General features: G+C 66.4%; 15 protein-coding genes, 1 tRNA gene, 1 other RNA gene and 1 pseudogene. 8 read left to right on the forward strand and 10 right to left on the reverse strand.

Annotation, left to right across the window (positions count from 1 at the left end):
• Positions 1 to 39: 39 nt before the first annotated feature.
• Together ACLH0K_RS03325 and ACLH0K_RS03330 are read left to right on the forward strand one after the other, a co-directional pair.
• A complete protein-coding gene (locus ACLH0K_RS03325; protein WP_411375447.1) occupies positions 40 to 1,278 on the forward strand; it encodes a hypothetical protein in 1,239 nt (412 codons plus the stop codon).
• Positions 1,263 to 1,784 (forward strand): hypothetical protein, encoded by a 522-nt coding sequence (locus ACLH0K_RS03330; protein ID WP_411375448.1) that lies wholly within the window; start codon positions 1,263 to 1,265, stop codon positions 1,782 to 1,784. Before ACLH0K_RS03325 ends, ACLH0K_RS03330 begins: the two co-directional genes overlap by 16 nt.
• Before the next feature lie 25 nt (positions 1,785 to 1,809).
• On the opposite strand, the gene recR is transcribed toward ACLH0K_RS03330, so the two are convergent.
• The 4 genes from recR to ACLH0K_RS03350 form a co-directional block, all read right to left on the reverse strand.
• The gene (gene recR / locus ACLH0K_RS03335; protein WP_407708919.1) at positions 1,810 to 2,409 is read right to left on the reverse strand and encodes a recombination mediator RecR; all 600 of its coding nucleotides are present in this window, start codon (positions 2,407 to 2,409) and stop codon (positions 1,810 to 1,812) included.
• A gap of 84 nt (positions 2,410 to 2,493) precedes the next feature.
• Positions 2,494 to 5,727, reverse strand: coding sequence for a DNA polymerase III subunit gamma and tau (locus ACLH0K_RS03340; protein ID WP_411375449.1), 3,234 nt, complete (start codon positions 5,725 to 5,727; stop codon positions 2,494 to 2,496).
• A gap of 21 nt (positions 5,728 to 5,748) precedes the next feature.
• Positions 5,749 to 5,845, reverse strand: an RNA gene (gene ffs / locus ACLH0K_RS03345) — signal recognition particle sRNA small type.
• A 15-nt stretch (positions 5,846 to 5,860) separates the two neighbouring features.
• On the reverse strand, positions 5,861 to 6,211 hold the full coding sequence (locus ACLH0K_RS03350) for a hypothetical protein (RefSeq protein WP_411375450.1): 351 nt from the start codon (positions 6,209 to 6,211) through the stop codon (positions 5,861 to 5,863).
• Between the two features lie 322 nt (positions 6,212 to 6,533).
• Between ACLH0K_RS03350 and ACLH0K_RS03355 the strand changes: the two genes are divergently transcribed.
• Positions 6,534 to 6,618: transfer RNA gene (locus ACLH0K_RS03355), tRNA-Ser, on the forward strand.
• A 93-nt stretch (positions 6,619 to 6,711) separates the two neighbouring features.
• Here the strand turns inward: ACLH0K_RS03355 and ACLH0K_RS03360 are convergent.
• Complete coding sequence (locus ACLH0K_RS03360; RefSeq protein ID WP_411375451.1) at positions 6,712 to 7,635, reverse strand: oxygenase MpaB family protein; 924 nt, start codon at positions 7,633 to 7,635, stop codon at positions 6,712 to 6,714.
• Between the two features lie 622 nt (positions 7,636 to 8,257).
• On the opposite strand from ACLH0K_RS03360, the pseudogene ACLH0K_RS03365 reads away from it, so the two are divergent.
• Positions 8,258 to 8,596, forward strand: a pseudogene (locus ACLH0K_RS03365) (M23 family metallopeptidase); the annotation flags it as partial.
• 74 nt (positions 8,597 to 8,670) lie between these two features.
• Here the strand turns inward: ACLH0K_RS03365 and ACLH0K_RS03370 are convergent.
• Complete coding sequence (locus ACLH0K_RS03370) at positions 8,671 to 9,312, reverse strand: hypothetical protein (RefSeq protein ID WP_411376542.1); 642 nt, start codon at positions 9,310 to 9,312, stop codon at positions 8,671 to 8,673.
• A gap of 350 nt (positions 9,313 to 9,662) precedes the next feature.
• Here ACLH0K_RS03370 and ACLH0K_RS03375 point away from each other — a divergent pair, with 350 nt between their 5' ends.
• Positions 9,663 to 10,589 (forward strand): phosphodiesterase, encoded by a 927-nt coding sequence (locus ACLH0K_RS03375; RefSeq protein WP_411375452.1) that lies wholly within the window; start codon positions 9,663 to 9,665, stop codon positions 10,587 to 10,589.
• A 72-nt stretch (positions 10,590 to 10,661) separates the two neighbouring features.
• On the opposite strand, the gene ACLH0K_RS03380 is transcribed toward ACLH0K_RS03375, so the two are convergent.
• Positions 10,662 to 12,287: a stealth family protein gene (locus ACLH0K_RS03380; RefSeq protein WP_411375453.1), complete on the reverse strand. Its 1,626-nt coding sequence runs from the start codon at positions 12,285 to 12,287 to the stop codon at positions 10,662 to 10,664.
• Positions 12,288 to 12,350: 63 nt separating this feature from the next.
• Positions 12,351 to 13,280, reverse strand: a complete 930-nt coding sequence (locus tag ACLH0K_RS03385; protein WP_411375454.1) for a hypothetical protein — start codon at positions 13,278 to 13,280, stop codon at positions 12,351 to 12,353.
• Between the two features lie 146 nt (positions 13,281 to 13,426).
• Between ACLH0K_RS03385 and ACLH0K_RS03390 the strand changes: the two genes are divergently transcribed.
• Entirely contained in the window at positions 13,427 to 13,726 is a 300-nt protein-coding gene (locus ACLH0K_RS03390) for a type II toxin-antitoxin system VapB family antitoxin (protein WP_138132825.1), read from the forward strand.
• Positions 13,719 to 14,399, forward strand: coding sequence for a LytR C-terminal domain-containing protein (locus ACLH0K_RS03395; protein WP_411375455.1), 681 nt, complete (start codon positions 13,719 to 13,721; stop codon positions 14,397 to 14,399). The genes ACLH0K_RS03390 and ACLH0K_RS03395 overlap by 8 nt, the downstream gene beginning before the upstream one ends.
• 1 nt (position 14,400) lies before the next feature.
• Here the strand turns inward: ACLH0K_RS03395 and ACLH0K_RS03400 are convergent, their stop codons facing one another.
• The gene (locus tag ACLH0K_RS03400) at positions 14,401 to 15,048 is read right to left on the reverse strand and encodes a TetR/AcrR family transcriptional regulator (protein WP_411375456.1); all 648 of its coding nucleotides are present in this window, start codon (positions 15,046 to 15,048) and stop codon (positions 14,401 to 14,403) included.
• A 54-nt stretch (positions 15,049 to 15,102) separates the two neighbouring features.
• On the reverse strand, positions 15,103 to 15,801 hold the full coding sequence (locus ACLH0K_RS03405; RefSeq protein WP_411375457.1) for a DsbA family oxidoreductase: 699 nt from the start codon (positions 15,799 to 15,801) through the stop codon (positions 15,103 to 15,105).
• Positions 15,802 to 16,017: 216 nt separating this feature from the next.
• On the opposite strand from ACLH0K_RS03405, the gene ACLH0K_RS03410 reads away from it, so the two are divergent.
• Entirely contained in the window at positions 16,018 to 17,079 is a 1,062-nt protein-coding gene (locus ACLH0K_RS03410; RefSeq protein WP_411375458.1) for a glycosyltransferase family 4 protein, read from the forward strand.
• Positions 17,080 to 17,139 lie beyond the last annotated feature (60 nt).

Raw genomic sequence — 17,139 nt, forward strand, 5'->3', positions numbered from 1 at the left:
GGAGTCTCCGCGCTGGCGAGCCGTCCCCTGTTTTCGATTGTGGTGACGTACCTGGCCGTGGCCGGTCTGGCAGTGGGCACGCTGATCGCCTTCGTCCTCGGGAGTGGCCTTTCGCAGGGAACTGTCATGGCCAGCAGCCCGCAATACAGTGCCTACGAACCGGTGGCCAATGCGCCTGCGAAGCCTCAGTACACCTGTGCCGGACCCCTTCGGGAGCAGCCCGTGACCCGGACTGAGCCGGCGGCATGGCTTCTTGCAATGAACCCGTACGTGGTGGTGGCAGACGCCATGCCCTACCCCGACCGCAGTAACCAGCAGTCCTACCCCACCTCCGGCGCCATCGAAGGTATCAGCCAGGGCGCCCGGCATGCCCTGGCCGGTCCGGAAGGCACCTGTCCGTGCGCCAACGGCAAGGTCCAGCCCGCCTACCTGGGGCAGGACACTCCGCTGTGGCCCCTCGGCCTGGGCCTTCAACTGATGGTTTCGGGGCTCCTGATGTGGCTGGGCTGGCGCGCTCCGGACCCCTGCCCGGCGCCTGGCCCGCGGCACCCGCATCGCGTAGGAAGCGGGGTCCGGTCCGGTCTGGACAGGGTGGCAGGGCTGGACCACCATGGAGGCAGTTGTACCATCAGGGCCGGTCTGACCCGGCCGCCACCGGGGCTGGGGGCTGTCCACGGAAAGGCGGGGCTGCGCATGGCCGACGAACGGGATGCCGCTCTTGACCCGGTCACCGGGCACTACTTTGAGCCGATTGGTACGGGGCAGGGCGGACGGGCCCAGTCCGAGGGTGACGACGGCGCCTCCCGGCGTGGCGGCCCCGGGTTCCGGCCTGAGGCGCTTATGGCTGCGGCTGACTGGGCGGTGACCGTGCGGACCCTGCGCTTCTGGGCAGCAGCCGTGGGGACTGTCTGCACCACATGGGTGGTGGCGGCCGGCCTTGTGCTCCTGCCGGGAGAAGCCGACGGATCAACGGAGTTGCTGCCTGTTCCGGAGCTCATGTACCTGCTGGCGGGGTTCCTGTCTCCTGCCGCAGCCGCGATGGTGGCGGTTCAGTGGGGCATAACTTCATACGCCCGGGTGGCCGGCAGGATTCCCGGCGCCCGCATGTTTCCTGTCGTGCTCACCACCGCACTGCAGGGCCTGGTGCTCGCGGTGCTCATTTTCCTGACCCTGCTGGTCCAGGCCTTCGCCACTGGCCAGCCAGCAACGGTGGCGGCAGTGTCAGCCGGCGTCGCGGCGGCGGAGGGTGTCCTGTTGGAGGCATGGGGGCAGGGATAGCGGCGCTTGGGCGGGGAGCCGCGGGCCGGCGCATCTTTGGCTGGCTGCTGGCGTTGTTCCTGGTGTTTGGAACCGTTGTTGCGGGGTCCCTCCTGGTCCCTGCCGTGAGGTCGGAAGAACCGGTGACTGTTGCCTTGAATGTGCAACGGTCACCGGACGGAACGCTTACCGCCTATGAATGCTCGGGAATCCCGGCAGGGACAACGGAGGTCTACCGCACCGAGCGGATTATGTGGCTGCCTGCCCTAAGTCCCGGAGTGGTGTTCGTGATGCTGGCCGGGCAGTCCGGATCAGGTCCTGAGCCGCTGTGGTGGCTCTCGTCGGCCTTCCAGGAAGCGGCAGACGGGCCGCAGGTTCCCTGTGTGAACCGGGAACCGCGCAGCCCGGATGCGGTGCGGATGCCCGTGGCCGCGGTGGGGCTCCTGCTGCAGGCAGTCCTGGCAGGCGCGCTCCTGGCCGGTGCGCACGCTGCCGCCGCCCGGCGTCGTGATCGGTCAGGGATTTAGCTCCCGGCCGGGGGAATGCGGTGCATCAGGTGAGGGCATTGCGCCGGCCCTCGAAGGCGCGGCCAAGCGTGACCTCATCGGCGTATTCAAGGTCGCCGCCCACGGGCAGGCCGGAAGCAAGCCTGGTGACGGTAATGCCTATCGTCTTGAGCATGCGCGCAAGGTAGGTCGCCGTCGCTTCGCCTTCCAGGTTGGGATCGGTGGCAATGATGACTTCCTGGATGGCCCCGTCATTGAGCCGGGTCAGGAGTTCGCGGATCCGCAGCTGCTCGGGCCCGATGCCTGCGATGGGATTAATGGCACCGCCCAGCACGTGGTAACGCCCCCGGAAAGAGCGTGTCCGCTCCACAGCCAGGACATCCTTGGACTCCTCGACGACGCAGATGACCGCGGGATCCCGTCGGGGGTCACGGCAGATGTTGCAGAGCTCCTGTTCGGTGACGTTCCCGCAGACGGTGCAGAACTTCACGCGGTCCTTGACGGTGGTAATGGCTTCCACCAGCCGCTTCATGTCCTGCGGGTCCGCCTCAAGAATGTGGAACGCCAGCCGCTGGGCGGACTTCGGTCCGACGCCCGGAAGGCGTCCGAGCTCGTCGATCAGCTCCTGGACAGCACCTTCGTACACAGTTCCCTCTTTAGCTTGGTTTGGATAGCGGGTTAGGTGCCAGGTCCCGGAGTGGCCGGACCGGTAGCCCGTGGGGCAGGCCGGTCAGTACCGCGGCGGCAGGGGGCTGCCGTCGGCGGCACGCTCCTCGATCAGCTTTCCGCCCAGAATACGCTCCACCGCTGCGCGGCCGAACACGCCTGACTCCTCGATGGTCTCGTCGTCGGCGCTCGGGATGTCCTGCAAGTAGCTGTCTGCGGTTGCGGCTGCCCGCGCGGGCGCTTTGGCGCGTCCGGCCTCGGCTTCCGGGCTGTTGGTCAGCCTCTGATAGAGGCTCTGCCGGGCACCGCTGGTTCCTGCCACGGGGGCGGCCGCCGGTGCGGATAGACCTCCCTTGGGCAGCGCCGGCGCCGGAGAAACGGAAGGAGCAGGCCGTGTGGGCGTGCCCGTGGCCTGACCGGCCACAGGGGCGGCGGAGGCCATGGCGTATTCGGGTTCCCGGACCTGGGCAGGCTCCGGTTGCGGCGTAGATGCCGGACCGGGTCCAGGGGACGCCGCCCCATTCGGGGCCAGCCCCCAGTCCGGTTCGGCTGCGGCTGCCAGCGATGTGACCGGAATCGATGGTGGTACCTGGGCTGTGGCGGGCTCGTAATGCGGCGTGGTAGCAGCCCCGGCGGCATCACCGGCGATGGCGGCGACAGTGGTGTCCCGGCCGACGTTGCTTTCAGTGCCGACCACCCATACGCCCGGTGCTTGTTCCACCGCACGGGACCAGGGATCGTGCAACGTATCTTTCGCGCCCGCCTGCCCGGGTGCTGCCGGGGCCGGAAGTGCAGGCTCCGGCGCTGCGACTTTCTGCATGCGGCCGGCCTGCTGGCTCCGCCCACCCACGACGTCAGTATTCCGGTCCGCCGCCGGGAGCCGGGTCCCACTGCGAGCGGAAGAAGGCTCCCAGTCCGCAGGTGGTTCCTCATCGAGCGGGGGAGCGTCCTCATCACGCGGTGGACCCCAGTCGTCATCCGAGTATGAATAGTCGCCACCCGGATCCGGATAGGAGTTAGGGCTTTGCATGCGGACCGGGGAAGGGGGAACTGCCCCGGAACGTGCCTGCGGCGCGGCAGCTTCTTCGCGGGCTAACGGAGCCGGAGCCGAGGCTGGAGCTGCCTGTACCCTGGCCGCGGGTTGCGGCTGTGCCTTCACCTCTGTGGAGACGGGAGCCTGGGCCGGTGCGGTGGTGGCGGGCGGCGCAGGGGCAAGTCCCCACGCGACGTCAGCTGAAGTGGCCGCCGCCAGCGGGCTGGCCGGTGCTTTTGGGTTTGGTTCAGAGCTCGACTGGCTGGCGCCACCGGCAACTGCGTTGATCTGGCAGTCGATGCCCACGGTTTTATGGATGGCCTGCCGGAGGTTCTCTGAATGGTCGGCCCTGCCGAAGGCGCCGGCGAGTCCCGACGTTGTGAATGACAAGGTGAGGACGGTTCCGTCGAAGGATGCCACCTGGGCGTTGGGTTCCACCAGCGCCCACGTGCTGCGCTTGATCCTGGCCAGCGTCTGCAGGACGTCGGGCCAGGCACGCCGCAGGACCTCGACGTCTCCCATGCCCGGGGGTGCAGCCGCGGGCTGCTCAGGGGCAGCAGCGGTCTGTCCGCCGGCTGCAGTGCCCGCCTGGGAGGCAGGGCCGGACGCCGCTGGACCGGATTCCGCTGGACCGGACGCCGCAGCGCCGGAAACGGCGTGCGGTTCGGGACGTGCGGAGGCTTGCTGGGCGGCAGGAGCGGCAGATGGAGGGGCCGTACGTCCGCGGGCAGCGGGTTCCTGGGCGTTGCCTGCGTTGCCGGCACCAGGGCCAGCGGGTGCCGGCCGTTCTGCAGGTGGCCGCGAGGAGGAGGAGTCCTCCACCGGCCAGTCGCTGGTGCTGACGCGGGGAGGGTTGATGGAAGCCCTGCCGGGGGCAGCCGAAGCTGCGCCGGCGGCAGCAGCCGGCGCCTCCCGGTGCGGTGTGCCGGTTGCCGGCCTTGCCTCTGCTGGTTGGGCTGGTTCCGCCGACGGGGAGTGCGGCTGCTGGGGGCCGGAGGTACCTGCGGCCTTCCCGGCTGCTGGCGCGTCGGCCGCCTGGGCAGCGGGAGCACCGACGTCGTTCCCTGCATAGTTGAAGCGCCGTTCCACACGGTCGATCCGCGCGGCAAGGCCCCGCTCATTCTGCTCGGAACTGGGCAGGAGGATGCGGGCGCAGAGCAGTTCGAGGTGCAGCCGCGGGGAGGTGGCGCCGGTCATCTCGGTAAGTGCTGTGTTTGTTACGTCTGCCGCCCGGGACAGTTCGGCCGACCCCAGGTTGTGCGCCTGAACCTGCAAGCGCGCGATCTGGTCCGCAGGCATGCCGCGCAGGATGGCCTGTGCGCTTTCCGGCATGGCCTTGACGATGATCAGATCGCGGAACCGTTCCAGGAGATCCTCCACAAAGCGGCGGGGATCGTGGCCGGTTTGAATGACCCGGTCCACGGCGCGCAAGACCGTGGCGGCGTCAGAGGCGGCCAGCGCATCAACAACGTCATCCAGGAGGGATGCATGGGTGTAACCGAGCAGGGCGACCGCGAGCTCGTAATCAAGACCGCTGGGGCCGGCGCCGGCCATGAGCTGGTCCAGGACGGAGAGGGAGTCGCGGACGGAGCCGCCGCCGGCGCGGATGACGAGTGACAGGACACCGGGGGCTACCGGTACGTTTTCCTGCCGGCACAGAAGCTCAAGGTAGGCCATGAGGGGTTCCGGCGGGACGAGCCGGAACGGATAGTGGTGCGTGCGGGAGCGGATGGTGCCGATGACCTTGTCCGGCTCGGTGGTGGCAAAAATGAACTTGATGTGCTCCGGCGGCTCTTCGACAATCTTCAGCAGGGCGTTGAATCCTGCCGAGGTGACCATATGGGCCTCGTCGATAATGAAGATTTTGTAGCGGTCGCGGACAGGGGCGAAGGTGGCCCGTTCCCGGAGGTCCCGGGCATCGTCCACGCCGCCGTGGCTGGCGGCATCAATTTCGATGACGTCCAGGGACCCGGACCCGCCCCGGGCCAGCTCGATGCAGCTGGGGCACCGGCCGCAGGGGATGTCCGTTGGGCCCTCGGCGCAGTTGAGGCACCGGGCAAGAATGCGGGCGGAGGTGGTTTTACCGCAGCCCCTGGGGCCGGAAAACAGGTAGGCGTGGTTGACCCGGTTTTTCCGCAAAGCCGTCATGAGCGGCTCGGTGACATGCTCCTGACCGATGACGTCGGCGAACGAATCGGGACGGTATCTGCGGTAAAGGGCGGTGGTAACTGTCACGGAGAAAACCCTACCAATCCGGGCTGACATCCTGCCGCCCTGTGGGGGAATAGTAAAGACCCCCCATGCACCCGCCAGAGCCCGTCTACCCTTGCTACCTTCCGGTCCTGGGGGAGTTCAACAGGATGACGCCACATGAGGGGCCGTCAGATACTTTACCCGATCATCCGGCGCGACTCGAATCGGCCGGGTGCCGCCAGCCCTGCACGGCCCAGCTCATGAAGGCAGGCTCCTCATACGGGTGGGCTTCACGCAAAGCGGCAACCACTGCCGGCAGAAGATGTTCCTCCACGACACATTCGATCCGGTCTTCGGCCACCTCTTCCGCCCGGCCCGGCTCTCCGACAAATGGATCAGCTCCCTCCCCGGGGATGAAGCGTCCGGTGCCCGGTGTGACAAAGGAGCAGTGGGAGTAGTTTCCGATCCTGCCTGCTCCGGCGTCACCGATAGCAGCCAGAACGTCCGCAGTGTGGCTTGTGGGGGAGTAGACAACCAGGGCATGCAGCAATGTCATGGATCCAACTGTGCCGCAAGCTTCCGATTATTCGGCAGATTTCCATTGCTTATCCCCGCACCACCAATGATCATGGGTATGTACACCGATTGGGGCAATCTCCAGATTGTGAGCTGCGTGGCCTGGCTGAACGGGGCCGGACCCGGCAGCTCAACGGGTACCAAGGGAATGGGCGCGTTGGGGGCGTCCATTTCTCGTTAAGCCCGGAAATCCGCCGTGCAGGGTCGCAACTGAGGGCTTATGAGACGGTTTGCGCCGGCCCAATTGGGCGATGGGCAAAACATCAGGTAATCTAGTACCTGCTTTTGATTCAGAAGCAGATGGAGAATTCGCCTAGCGGCCTATGGCGCACGCCTGGAACGCGTGTTGGGTTAACGCCCTCGGGGGTTCAAATCCCCCATTCTCCGCCGGTCGAGAACCCGGTCCCGCCTTGGCGGGGCCGGGTTCTTGCGTTTCCGGCTGCGGTGCCGGTGCAATGGTGGCCCACAGAGCGGGGCCGGCTATTCCAGGTCCGCCCCGGGCAGGCCCAGCCGACGCAGCCGCGACCTTGCTGCCAGCTCGCTGGGTCCCTTGGGTCCCAAAGCCAGGCGGACGACGCCGAGAACGGCTTTGGTGGCGAATCTCACGGGCAGGGGAAACGGGCCCAGCCGGGGGACTTTGAGGCCCAGCATCTCCCGGAACCTTGGCTCCAGGCTGTACACAGCCCCGGCGAAAAGAACCCGGTAGCCAGGGCGCAGCATGGGATGCAGCGGTGCGTCGCGGATGAACGCGACGGTCTCGGCCACGCGGTCGTCAACACGCAGTTCGCCGCTGGCGTACCAGGCGTCCAGTTGTTGGCGCAGCTCCGACTCGGTCAGCGGCGGACCGGCCACGCCCATCAGCCTGCCGGCCTGGGCCCACTCCCGCACATAGGCGTCAGGTCCGCCAGGGATGGCATGGCCCCAGAGCAAATGCGCCGCCAGGAAGGAATCCGTGAAAGTGAGGTGGACCCAGCTGGCCAGTTCCGGATCGTTCGCGCTGTAGCTGCGTACGGCACCGCGCCCGTCGCTGTAGTCACCCTGCACCGCTTCGTGGAGCAGGCGCACCCTGCGCGAGGCTTCGTGTGCGGCGTCCCTGGAACCGTAGGTCACCGTAAAGATCCAGCGGATGGTGTGGGCCAGGCGGCCGAGAGGATCATCGCGGAAATTTGAATGCTCATGTACTCCGGCAAGGGCGCCCGGGTGCAGGGACTGCATCAGCAGGGTCCGGATGCCGGCAACGATGGGGGACATGGAACCATGCACCGCCCAGACTGCCGACCCCGGGAGGTGGTATCCGGGGTCGTCGCCATCCGCCAGCCGGAGTGCCCAGTCGGGCGGCGCGTCTGATTTACCCGTGAAGGTCTTTTTGAGCTCGTCCTGCCATTTCCGGAGGAAACCGTCCATATCCCATTGTCGCCCTACCGGTGGGCGGAATCCCCTTAGGGAGATCCCGGAAGGGCTAGGTATTGGGAAGTGGACTCCCATAAAAACCCGCAATTTGCACTGCGGACCTTCACATGCGTCGAAGCCGTGTGGTCACATGGGAAGAACCGTCTAGAAATGGTGCGGGTAGACGCCTGTTGGAGTCATTCTGTTGGACATGCATCGGGGCCGGGATCTGGGCAAAAACTCCCGGAGGAGTCCCCTACCGGCCACGCGCCTTCTTGCCGCCACCGGTGCTTTAGCCGTGTCGTTTTCCGTAGCCAACCTGCCCGGAACCCTTGAGCAGCGGCAGGTGTCGTCGGCCGCCGGGTCGACGGCGGGAACCTCTCCTGCCTCCGGGAAGGGGCACACCGCTCCACAACCCGCACGTCCGGCACCCGAAGCAGCCGGCGTGGTACTCCGCGCGCCGGACGGATTCAACCTCGGGTCCGAGCCGCACGCGGTGCCCAGCGACCCGCACGCAGTGGTGCAGTTCCCGCGTTCCATGGTGACTGGTTCCGCCCCGGCCACGCAGGCACTGCCGGCAGTCGGGTTGTCCGGAATTGTCAGGCCTGCCGCCGGGTTCCTGATGGCTCCTCTTCAAATGCTTAATCCCAGCTCACCGTTCGGATTCCGGATCAGCCCGTTGACCGGTACGGCCGGCGACTTCCATTTGGGGCAGGATTACGCGGCCCCCTGCGGTTCAAGTGTCTACGCCGCCGATTCAGGGGTTGTGCGGGCCGCGGGATGGCATCCATGGGGCGGCGGAAACCGCGTGGAGATCGATCACGGCAACGGACTGGTAACCACCTATAACCACCTCGAATCCGTGGCCGTGCGCCGGGGCGACGACGTCCAGGTGGGCCAGATCGTCGGACGTGTGGGCAGCACGGGCTGGTCAACAGGCTGCCACCTGCACTTCGAAACCATCCTGAACGGCGCTCATGTAAGTCCCCTCAAGTGGAGACTGCTGAGCCTCAAGGCCCTCGCCAGTGGCGGAACCCCTGACTTGTACTCCTACACCCCCGGGTCCGGCAGTCCAGAGGATGAATGGCTGAACTGGACCCTGCCCGGGATCAAGAGCATGGCACCTTTGTTGCCCGAAGCGGAAACAGGAATCTCGACGGCGGGTTCGCCGGCAGCGTCGGGAACGGCATCCACGCCGCCCCCTCCTTCGCCGGCAGGCTCGTCGACGCCCTCCGCCCAGGCTTCTGATACGCCCGACACACCATCACCGTCCGCTACCACGCCGCCGAGCTCACCGGCTCCGGATGAGCCAAGCCCGTCACCTACGGACAGCGCCGGAACCCCCACGGAGTCAACAGCCCCGCCCACGGAAGCCACGCCCACTCCGCCTGGCTCCACGCCGTCACCGACGGAAACGACACCCCCCGCAACCGAACCAGTGCCGCCTTCAACTGACCCGGCACCCACTCCCGTTGAACCGGCGCCTACCCTCGTGGAAACGGCACCGTCCTCGGTTGAGCCGGCGCCTACCCCCGTAGAAACCGCGCCTACCCCCGTGGAAACGGCGCCGTCCCCGGTTGCCCCGGCACCGTCCCCGGTTGACCCGGCGCCTACCCCCGTGGAAACGGCGCCCTCCCCGGCACCGTCAATCACCCCGACAACCGACCCGCTTCCGGTGGCGCCGACTGCCACCACCGAACCTGCCGCACCGGTTACCGGACCGGCAGCACCGGCGGAGCCAACTTCGGAGCCAAGCTTCTAGGGCCCTGGAGCAAGCAGGACGAATTCTGCCGGAAGCTGCAGCCTTCCGGCAGTTTGGAACTTTGCCTCGCGGGTGAAGCGCGGACAGTCACCGAACGGCGCGACGATAGCCCTGCTTGAAAGCGCGCCCTCGCCGAACAAAATCAGCACAGGCGCAGTTCTTTTATCTTTTTCCTCATCGGCTACGGCGATTCGCCCAAAGTTTGCCAAATGTCTGATTGGATAAATATTACTGAAGGGTACAAGGGAAGCGCCGTTTCCCACCGACCACAGAGGTAGCAATGGAGCACATCGAGGCCGAGCACCCCCGGCCACGCCACTTCCTACTACACATCAGCGATACCCACTTGGTGGGCGGCCAAGATCCCCTGTATGGGGCTGTGGACAGCGAGGCCCGCCTCGCCCAGCTCTTCGACGAAGTCAGGGCGTCCGGCGCCAGGCCCGAGGCTGTCATATTCACCGGCGACCTCGCCGACAAGGGCGACCCCGAAGCTTACGTGAAGCTCCGGGCCATCGTGGACCCGGCCTGCGAGGAGCTGGGCGCGCAAATCATCTGGGCCATGGGCAACCACGACAACCGTGCCAACTTCCGGCAGGGCCTCCTGGACGAGGCCGGCAGCGACGCCCCCGTTGACAACAGCTACTTCATTAACGGCCTCCGCGTCATCACCCTGGACACGTCTGTACCAGGATTCCACCACGGCGAGCTGAGCGGTCCGCAGCTGCAGTGGCTGGCCCGCGAGCTGGAGACCCCGGCGCCGGACGGCACCATTTTGGCACTGCACCATCCGCCGGTCCCGTCCGTCCTGGACCTGTCCGTGCTGGTGGAGCTGCGCGACCAGGCATCGTTGGCGGCAGTGGTCCGGAACTCGGATGTCCGGACCATCCTGGCCGGCCACCTGCACTACTCCACCACGGCTACGTTTGCCGGCATTCCCGTGTCCGTGGCCTCGGCCAGCTGCTACACCCAGGACCTCAACGTTCCGGTAGGCGGCACCCGCGGACAGGACAGCGGCCAGGCCTTCAACCTGGTCCACGTCTACGAACACACGATTGTCCACTCTGTTGTCCCGATGGGAAGGTCGACGACGGTGGGCGAGTATGTGACCGCGGACGAGACAGCACGGCGGCTGGAAGCGGCAGGCATCCGGATCCCCGAGTCCAGGGAGCGCAGCAACGCTAGGGCGGGCGTTTCCACGGGACGCTAGGAAGCAACCATGGCCGGGGGCCGGTTCCATGCGGAACCGGCCCCCGGCCATGTCAGTGGTACCCGCTGCCGGTTACTTCTCCCACGGCGCCTTGACGGGGAAGTACTTCTCCAGGAAGTCGGTGACCACCTCTGCCCGTTCGTCCGCCGGCACTTCGGGAAAGCTTCCGTCGTTTAGGCAGAAAAAGTCCATGTTCCGCTTGGACAGCAGCTTTGGCAGGTAGTTGAGCCCGGCCCGCATGGTGGTGTCAACGTAGCGGACCTTGGCGGCGGTCTGGGTGACAGCCCGGCCGGTCAGCAGCGCGTAGTAGTGGTAGAACGAGTTGGTGACGGAGATGTTGTCCGCCGCACGGAACCGGCTGGCTGCCGTTTTCCGGAACTCATCGGGGAACTCCTGTTCCATTTTGGAGACGAGGCTGCGGCGCAGAGGGGCGGCACAGTGCTCCAGGTGGCGGGTGGTGATCCGGCCGAACCGGTTCCACAGCAGCTTGCGGTTCACTCGGGCCGCGTTTTCGAACCCGCTCCGCTCCGCCGCGTTCTCACCCAGGCCGATCCGGGTCTCCGCCTCGATGAATTTGGTGATCCCGCCGGGCGTGAAGAACACATCCGGGCTGACCGGGCGGCCGAAGAACATATCGTCGTTGGAATAGAGGAAGTGCTCCGAGAGCCCCTCGATGTGGTGCAGCTGGCACTCGACGGCCTGCGAGTTGTGGGTGGGCAACACTGAGGGATCGGAGAAGAACTCCTCACTGCGCACAATCGTCACGGAGGGATGGTCAGCCAGCCAGGCGGGGGCGGGGGAGTCTGTGGCGATGAAGATCCGGCGGATCCACGGTGCAAACATGTAGACGGACCGCAGGGCGTACTTGAGTTCGTTGATCTGCCGGAAGCGCGCTTCGTGGTCGTCGCCTTCGCCCAGTACGTGGCCCTTTTGCTGGGCGCGCCGGGCGGCGATGTACTCGGGCGAGCTTCCGTCCACCCAGGAGAACACGATATCGATGTCGAAGCTGATGTCGCTGGCATGGTCCGCGAACATGTTCTCGATGGTGGGCCAGGTGTGCCCGTAACGTTCAACGGTGCCGCGGACGGCGTCCTGGCGCAGCAGGGTCCTGCGGGTCAGCGAGTTTTCGATCGGCAGGATAATTTCCTCGCCGTCGAAGGACCAGAGCTCAAGCTGGACGCCGGCCGAGGCGCCGAACTCAAAGCCGCCCCCGGGCTCCACCCGCGGCCGGTACAGGCGGAAGATGCGCGTCTGCTTGCTGGTGGAAAGCTCTCCGTCGGCCACCAGGACAGCGCTCTTCTTCTTGGCGTCCACCGTCATGGAATAGAACGGTTCATCCCGGCACGCCGCCACCAGGGCGGCCCGGAGCTTCTTCCGGTCTTTCCAGTCCAGGGCGATGACGGGCCGGTCGTTGTTGCCGCGGACCAGCAGGTACGCCAGCCCCGCGTCCGCAAGGACGGTGCGCAGGAACAGCAGGTCCTCCACCATGGCCTGGTAGTGGGTCCTGTTGTAGTTGATCAGCGCGTACCGTCCCCGGTGACGGATGACGTCGGGCCGGTGCTTGAGGCGCCGCTCCGCAGCCGCGGATGTGGCCTCCTCGTGAAATTGTTCCTCTACGGACGCCTGGCCACCGAAGTAGACCTCGTCCTGTACCGGTGCTTCTGTAATGGTTTTCTCCGTGCTGCTGGAAGTAGGCATGTCTACCTGCATGATATCCGCGCGGGGGAAACAGGACGTTGCGGCGGGCTCCCTGACCGGGACTTAGGCGCCCAGCGCCTCCCGCCAGCTGCGCAGGAAGGCGCCGCCGGCGTCGTCATGGATCACTGTGGCCCCAAGACCCAGGTCAGCGGCGGTGAGGACGTCGTACGGCTTGGCCGGAACGCCGTCCGCGGGGCGCACGTCCACGTGCTTCACCGCATGGTCGTTGTGGTGCAGCCAGTCCGCCATCGCGTAGTCGGTGCGCGAATCACCCACGGTCCGCCACGCCTCCGGGGTGATGCCCTGCGCGGCCAGCAGTTCAACAGCCCGGCTGGCGCCCAGGTCCTTGCCCAGCCGAACGGACTCGATGTCCGTGGAAATAATGGTGGGGTCCACGCGGTAGTCCACCTGGTCGTCGGAATTCGGTGCGTGGTGGTCCAGCCGGACCACGCCCAGCCCGTGCCGGGCCATGAGGTCCATGGCATCGGCGTCGAAGAGTTTCTGCTCGGCGAGGTAATCGGCGCTGGGGACACCGATGTGCTGCTCAACGGACACCATGGCACGTTTGGTCTCATCAAAAAACATGTGCGCGGAATAGTCCTCCGCCACCATGCGCCGGACGTCATCACCGTAGGCCGCAGGCACGGCCAGTTCCCGGTCCACGTGGACGGGGCCGGGCCCGGCTGACGTGAAGCTGAACCACACCGCACCCTTTTCGCAGACCGCATGGATGATGGTGCCGGACGGCATTCCGGCGGCAATCATGGGTCCCATAACCTGTTCCCGGATGAATGCGTCGGAGCGGCCGGTGTTGAAGACAACCGGGATGCCGGCGGCGGCCAGGGCCACCAGGTCTGCGATGATCTCCGGTTTGACGTCGCGGGTCACCGGGCTTGCCACCGGCCCGTCCACGTCCAGCAGCAGCGCCAGGGGCGGCGAGGAGGGTGGGCGGACACCTGGTGCGGACACGGCAAAGTGCTGGGAGGCTGTCATGCGCCCATTCTGTCAGCAGCAACTGCAGGTTCCTGAACCGGTAACGGAAAATCAACGCCTGTGACATGGTCACCGTTTGGCTACAACCTCACGGCGGCGCGGCAGGGTACTTTCGCTCCCCTTGGCAGGATGCCTAGGGTGGCAGGGTGATATTCAAAGCTGTGGGCGAGGGCCGCCCTTACCCCGACCATGGTTACACCACACCCAAGGAGTGGGCGTCGCTGCCGCCCCGGCCGGTCCGGCTCGATGAACTGGTGACCACCAAACGGACGCTGGACCTGGAAGCGCTGCTGGCCGAGGACTCCACGTTCTTCGGGGATCTGTTCCCGCACGTGGTGCAGTACCAGGGAACCCTGTACCTGGAAGACGGCCTGCACCGCGCCGTGCGGACGGCCCTGCATCAGCGCACCGCGATCCATGCCCGGGTCCTGGTGCTCGATGGCTAGGAAAAAGAAGGTCCAGGACGCCAGCGTCCTGCACGGCCACCACGTGGTGAGCGGGCCGGAGTTGCGCGCCACGTTTGACGCGGCAGCCAAGGATGCCGACGATACCGCCCGGGTGCGGCGCCGGGTCCTGCACGGGATCGTGCTGGTCCTCCTCATCGGACTGATCGCGGCGGGCATCATCACCGCGCTGGCAATCATCAACGGCCGGTTCACCATTCCTGCTGCCGAACCGGCCGAGGAAACCGTGACCGCCTGCCCCGCCGGCACCTTCGACTACACGCCGCATGAGCAGGTCAGCCTAAACGTCTACAACTCCACCAGCCGTGCGGGCCTTGCACGCTCGGTGGCGGACGAGTTCCTGGCCCGCAAGTTTGCGGTTGCAGCGGTGTCCAATGTCGAGTCCGGCTACCGGGGTGTGGCAGCGGTGATTTCCGGGGCCGCGGGGCAGTCCGCCGCATTCACCGTCCAGCGCAACCTGCCCGGATCCGACTACTTCCAGGACGGCCGCACGGACGGCAGCGTGGACGTGATCCTTTCCAGGGACTACAGCGCCCTCCAGCCGCCGGACCTCGTGGACCAGACCCCCGGCAAGCTCAGCTGCCCGCGGGAAAACCGGCGGGATACGGACGCGGAGCCGTGGCCCGTTATGCCCACGGCGGCGTCCGCCCGCTGACTCAACTGGCGGCGGGAAGCTGGACAAGCCGGACGGGGTGGCCGGCGTCGTCGAACCGCGCCCCGGCGCCCAGCTGGATGAACCTCACCGTCCTGCCCACCCGCGCCTCAAGTTCCTCCGGCTCGTCGCTGCCCCGCGCCGCGCTGGAGGAAAGGGTGCCCAGGATCAGCTGCGCCTGCTGGCCCACGTCCGCCACCGGAAGGTACCCCTGCTCCATGCCGTCACGCAGGATGCCCTGCAGGAGGACGCTCAGCTCACCCACGTGGTCCGCCAGTTTGGCAAAGGACGACGGCGAGAGGACCGCGCCCATGGCAGGTCCCGGCGGGAGGTGGCGGCGGCTGAGGTCAACCACCTGGGCCCGGACGTACAGGGCCAGCCGCTCCACCGGGTTATCGAGCTGCTCAAGGGATTCGCGCAGCTCAGCCAGGAACTTCTCAGTCTCCTCCAGGGCGTAGGAGATCAGCAGCTCTTCGATGTCGGCGAAGTAGTTGTAGACGGCGGTGCGGCCTACGCCGGCGTGCCGCGCCACGTCGGTCATGGTCAGGCCGGGCAGGCCGTGGGAGAACAGGAGTTCGCCGAAGGCCGTCAGGATGCGGCGCTGGGTTTCGGCGCGCTGTTCGGCGTTGCTGGCCGCTGAAATCCTTGGCATGCAGACACTTTACCCCTATGTGTCAGTAAACCGGCTGCTTGAAGTGCGCCGGAGTCAGATGGCGCAGCCGTCAGGGCCACAGGCGCCCCCGCCGGCAGCGTCCACCAGCACCAGCGGGTTGGCGTCCTGCCAGGCCTGGTTCAAGGCCGCGGTGAAGGTTGCCGCGGGCTGGGCGCCGGAGAGGCCGAACTTGCGGTCGATAACGAAGAACGGGACACCGCTGATGCCCAGCGACCGGCCCTCCTCGATATCGAAGCGGACATCATCCGCGTACTTGTCCGTGGTGAACAGTTCTTCCACCTCGGCCGGATCAATGCCCAGGTCGGCGCCAAGGGACTTCAGGTATTCGCGGCTGCCAATGTCCTTGCCGTGCTCGAAGTGGCCGCTGAGCAGCCGTTCCTTGGCCGCATCCTGCTTCCCGTGCACCTTTGCCAGGTGGAGCAGGCGGTGCGCTGTGAAACTGTTGGCCACCACCACCTTGTCGAAGTGGTAGTCCAGGCCCTCGTCCTTGGCCTGCTGCGCAACGTGGCCGAACATCTGCTCAACCTGCTCCGGGGCCAGGCCCTTGCGGTTGCTGAGGTATTCGAGCTCCGTGCCGTCATAGTGCCCGGGCAGGGAAGGGTCCAGCTGGTAGCTCCGCCACGTGACCTCAACTGAACCGCGGTGGGGGAAGGCGGCCAGGGCGGCTTCGAAGCGGCGCTTGCCGATGTAACACCACGGGCACGCAACGTCGGACCAGATCTCGATCTTCATGTGGTTGATAACTTTCCGGTTCCGGGAGCCATTCCGGGAGGCGCTGTTAGAAACCTCACACGCAACCCTTGTGGCCCGGCGGATCCTTGGGTAATAGTCGGATTTAGGTGAAGCAGACGCCAATACTTTCAACACTCCGCGGACCGGCCTGGTCCCGCGGCTGGAATATGCCCGGCCAGCTGGGGAGCCCGGCCTGTCGAACCTGGGAGGCCAGGAATGCGGATAGGGCTGGTTGCAGGACCATGGATTCCTGTTCCACCGGTAACGTACGGGGGAACCGAAAGGGTTGTGGACACGCTTGCCCGGGGCTTTGCGGCTGCCGGGCACGAGGTCCTGCTGGCGGCGCCGTCGGACAGCGCCTGCCCGGTGCCGAGGGTGCCGGGAATGCGTCCGTCCTCGCCGGACGCCTTAAACTTCAGTCTCTCGGAACTCAGCCATGTGGCGCGTGCCTACGAAGGGCTGCAGGACGTGGACATCATCCACGACCACACGCTCGCCGGGCCGTTGTACCTCCACCGGCCGGAGGGCGTCCCCACAGTCACCACCATCCACAACCTCATTGGCGAGGACGCCGTTGATATCTACCGTGCTGTCGGGCGGCAGGGTGCGATCATCGCCATTTCCCGGGACCAGGCCTTGCACGCCCCTGAAGTTCCGGTCACCCGGGTGATCCACCATGGGATGGATATGTCGGCCGTACCCGTGGGATCGGGCCGCGGGGGTTATCTCTGCTTTGTGGGCCGCTCCTGCCCGGACAAAGGCCTGCTCGAAGCGATCACCATCGCGCGCCGGGCACGCATGCCCCTGAAGATTGCGGTGAAGATGCGGGAGGACGACGAGGTCAGCTACTTCCGCGACGTCATCGAACCGATGCTGGGTTCCAACGAGGAATTCGTAGGGGAGATCGACAACGCGGCCAAGTACCGGCTGATGGGTGAGGCTGTGGCGTTCCTCAACCCCATCCAGTGGTCGGAGCCTTTTGGCCTGGTCATGATCGAAGCGCTGGCCACGGGCACGCCCGTTATCGGCACGCCTATCGGTTCCGCCCCGGAAATCATCGAACCCGGCAGGACCGGGTTCCTCGGCGACACGGTGAAACTTGCGGGCTATGTCGAGGCCGCTGCCGCCCTGGACCGTGCCTCCTGCCGGCGGGCTGCTGAGGAACGGTTCAGCGCGGAACGGATGGTGGACGAGCATTTGCAGTTGTACCGCGACCTGCTGGAAAGGCGAACGTTGGCGGGACTTCCGCATGCTGTTGCCGTGCACCAGAATCTATAGGGGACGGCGGGCCCGGCAACCGGGTCCGTAAACAGCATCTGCCCGCCGGGAGGGAGCCGA

The sequence above is a fragment of the Arthrobacter sp. MPF02 genome (assembly GCF_046605375.1).
GTDB lineage: Bacteria > Actinomycetota > Actinomycetes > Actinomycetales > Micrococcaceae > Arthrobacter.